The organism is Hominilimicola sp. (assembly GCF_046972485.1).
Classification (GTDB): domain Bacteria; phylum Bacillota; class Clostridia; order UBA1381; family UBA1381; genus Hominilimicola; species Hominilimicola fabiformis.
In genome coordinates, this window is record NZ_JBKVWU010000076.1 from 1 (window position 1) to 3,158 (window position 3,158).

The 3,158-nt window shown below is 40.5% G+C and carries 2 protein-coding genes; both read left to right on the forward strand.

What is annotated here, in order from left to right:
* Positions 1-475, forward strand: a 475-nt coding sequence (locus ACLTU0_RS08275) for a phosphoribosylformylglycinamidine synthase subunit PurQ (RefSeq protein WP_412322012.1), incomplete at its 5' end; no start/stop codon positions are given.
* A 60-nt stretch (positions 476-535) separates the two neighbouring features.
* The coding region (locus tag ACLTU0_RS08280) for a PolC-type DNA polymerase III (protein ID WP_412322013.1) at positions 536-3,158 on the forward strand (2,623 nt) is incomplete at its 3' end.

Consider the following 3,158-nt stretch of genomic DNA (forward strand, 5'->3'; position numbering starts at 1 on the left):
TTTCCAGGCACTTATAAAGCTTGGTCTTGTACCTTACGGAGAAATTCGTGACCTTGACAGTAATTCACCGACACTTACATTTAACACAATCGGCAGACACGTTTCTTGTATGGCAAGAACAAGAATTGCATCAAACAAGTCACCATGGCTTGCAAATGTAAATACAGGCGATGTTCATACAATCGCACTTTCACACGGTGAAGGTAGATTTATCGCGTCGGAAGAACAGGTTAAGGAACTTGCGGCAAACGGACAGATTGCAACTCAATATGTAAACCTTGAAGATAAGGCAACATATGATATTGACTGGAATCCAAACGGTTCGGTATATGCTATCGAAGGTATAACAAGTCCTGACGGCAGAGTGCTTGGTAAAATGGGACACAGTGAACGTATCGGTAAGAACGTATCGTTTAACGTTCCGGGTAACAAAGACCAAAAGCTGTTTGAGGCAGGCGTTAAATATTTTAAATAATACAAAAAGGCTGTCGGCAAATGTCGGCAGCCTGTTTTATCACGAGGAGAAAGATGTTATATGAAACCGAAAATTGGTGTTGTGTTTCCAAAGATAACGGATAAAGATATAGCCGATTTGGAAATAGAAAAAATAAGAGTTTCAAAAAACAGAAGAAAAATAGGTATTTTGCTTGGCTCTGACACGTCCGCTTATCAGCAGGCGAAGGTCGAAAGTGAAGTGAAAAAGGCTTGTAATCTTACGGAAGTAATCGTTAGGGTTGATAACAGAATTAAACAGCAAGACAAAAATGTAATGATTTACGAAGTTGAACCCGGTCAAGAGGGCTCTATGCAGTCTGCATCATCAGGTCCGAAAATCAAAGGTAAAGCAAATGTTTCGGATATGCTTTACGGCAGACCGATTAATGACGATATTATATCAATTCATTCGATTAACAATAATTCGGGCAGAGTTGTGTTTTCGGGTAAGGTATTTTTTGTTGAGGACAGAGATATTAAATCTAAAAAAACTGGCAAGGAATTTCACCTTATAACAATGGATATTACCGATAACGAGGACTCAATATCGGCGAAAATGTTCGTTACAAAAACGGAAGATGACGAGCCGTTTAACAAGCTTTTTTCAAAATTGAAAAAGGGAGTCAAGGGCGGCGGTATATATATCGTTGCACGTGGTAAGGCACAGTTCGACCAATATGCAGGTGAAACGATTGTGATGATTAACGACATTGCGGAAATTGAAAAACCGCCTGTTCGTATGGACGAGGCATCGGAAAAACGTGTGGAACTTCACTTGCATACACAGATGTCGGCGATGGACGCGGTTTCCTCCGTAAACGACCTTATCAACAGAGCGATTTATTGGGGACATAAAGCGATTGCCGTTACCGACCACGGAGTTGTGCAGTCGTTCCCGGATGCAATGAAAGCGTCTAACTTTAATGAAAAAATTAAAATTCTTTACGGTGTTGAGGGATATTTGATTGACGACAGCAAGAAGATTGTCTATAATGCGGAAAATCAGAATATTGACTCACCGTTTGTTGTGTTTGATATAGAAACAACAGGACTTCACAACGACAAAAACAATATCACCGAAATCGGTGCGGTAAAGGTTGTAAACGGTCAGATTGTCGATAAGTGGTCTACGTTCGTTAATCCGTGTCAGCCGATACCCGAAAATATTGTGGAACTTACGGGTATTACGGACAGTATGGTGGCTGACGCACCGAAAATCGAAGAAATACTCGGTGAGTTTTTCGAGTTTTGTAAGGATTGCATACTTGTTGCACATAACGCGGCGTTCGATATAGGATTTATAAAAAAGGCGGCGGAGCGTCATAATTTTGAATTTAATTTCTGCTACCTTGATACGCTTATGCTTGCAAGATGTATGTATCCCGAACTTCCGAATTTTAAACTTGATACGCTTACAAAACATCTTCACGTTATTCTTGAAAATCATCACCGTGCGGTAGATGATGCAAAGGCTACGGCTGATGTTTTCGTTAAGATGATAGAAAAACTTCGCGAAGAAGATAAGACGGAGCTTAAAACTTTCAATGATATTTTTGATTTAAGAAGTGCGTCAAAGAAAAATAAAGCGTATCACATTATCATACTTGCAAAAAATCAAATCGGTTTAAGACATATTTATGAAATGATTTCGGAATCGCATTTGAAATATTTCTTCAGAACACCGAGAATACCGCGAAGTTTGCTTGAAGAAAAACGCGAGGGACTTATACTCGGTTCGGCTTGTGAGGCTGGCGAACTTTTCAGAGCGATGATAGACGGTGACAGTGACGAGGAATTAAAGGAAATAGTTGATTTTTACGACTATCTTGAAATTCAGCCGATAGGTAATAATGCGTATATGAAAACCGATCCGAAACACCCTATGGTAAATACGGACGAAGATTTGCAAAATTTAAACAGACGTATTGTTGCACTTGGCGAAAAGTATAATAAACCCGTTGTTGCAACGTGTGACGTGCATTTTATGGATATGGAGGGCGCGGATTACAGAAAAATCCTTATGAATTACAAAGGATTTTCGGACGCTGACAATCAAGCACCGCTGTATTTCAGAACAACGGAAGAAATGCTTAAAGAATTTGAGTATTTGGGCAAGGAAAAGGCGTATGAGGTTGTTGTGAAAAACACAAACCTTGTAGCCGATATGATAGAGGACGTCAGACCGATTCCTGCGAAAAAGTGTCCGCCTGTAATTGAGGGTGCAAAAGAGGGTATCATAAACGACTCGACAACGAGAGCAAAGGAAATATACGGCGATCCGCTTCCTGAAATTGTACAGAAACGTCTTGATAAGGAACTTCATTCGATTACGACTTACGGTTTTTCGGTTATGTACAGAATTGCACAGGAGCTTGTACGTCATTCACTTGCAGACGGATATTTGGTTGGCTCACGTGGTTCTGTCGGCTCGTCGCTTGTTGCGTATTTGTCGGATATAACGGAGGTTAATTCACTTCAAGGACACTATATTTGCCCGAATTGTAAAAACGTAGAGTTTATTGAGTCCGAAATCGGTTTGTCGGGGTGTGACTTGCCCGATAAGGTGTGTCCGAAATGCGGAACGAAGTACAGAAAAGACGGCCACGATATTCCGTTTGAAACATTTCTTGGATTTAAGGGCGATAAAGAGCCTGATATAGACC